The sequence below is a fragment of the Rathayibacter sp. AY2B3 genome, from assembly GCF_002931755.1.
Lineage (GTDB): Bacteria > Actinomycetota > Actinomycetes > Actinomycetales > Microbacteriaceae > Rathayibacter.
In genome coordinates, this window is sequence record NZ_PSUG01000106.1 from 1 (window position 1) to 728 (window position 728).

The window sequence follows — 728 nt, forward strand, 5'->3', positions numbered from 1 at the left end:
ATGCGTCGATGCGCGCCAGTCGCGAGACGACGGAAGGGACGACGCCGCTGGCGGAACGGTCGGCAGCTCGGCGACCGCATCGGCGGCGGACCGATGCGCTCAGGCAGCGGTCTCGGGCCCGTTCCTGATCGCCCGCCCCTCCGCTTCCGACCCTTTCGCCCCGTTCCGGAGCACTTCCCCGCACCGGTCTGGGCCCCCGGTGGGAAGGCTCCCAGGTTCCTCGCGCTCGCCGGCGGACCGGTGCCAGCGTGGAGGAACCGAGAAGCAGAAGGAGAAACGATCATGACTCTTCGACGAACTCTTGCCACCCTCGCCCTCACGGGCGCCATCGCCTCCGTCGGCGTCGTCGCCGTCGCGACACCCGCCTCCGCGGCCGAGGTCGCGAACGGCCAGTACGTCAACACCGCGAGCTACGCGTGCGGAGCCCAGGAGGTGGCCACCGGCGCCACCCTCGGACCCGAGGGCGTCCTGCGCCAGCGCGCTCTCGTCTTCCGCAACTGCGGGTCGAGCACCGTCGAGCGCAAGGCCGACATTATCGCCGACTTCGACGGCAGCTGCTACTCCGTCGCGCCGGGCAAGGCCCGAGTCCTCGACGCGCTGTTCGTGGCCGCCGGACGCAACACCTACCGCGCGTCCAAAGCCTGCTGAGGTCGCGTGTCGCCGGAGGGGCGGGTCGGGGACACCCCCGCCCCGCCCCTCCGGGCGTCCGGAGCGACCACGCATACTCC

Annotated in this window: 1 protein-coding gene; it reads left to right on the top strand. The window is 72.1% G+C overall.

Translation table 11 applies throughout. The features are described from left to right. The first annotated feature begins 282 nt into the window (after positions 1–282). On the top strand, positions 283–648 hold the full coding sequence (locus C5C24_RS17485; RefSeq protein WP_104305570.1) for a hypothetical protein: 366 nt from the start codon (positions 283–285) through the stop codon (positions 646–648). The last annotated feature ends 80 nt before the right edge of the window (positions 649–728 follow it).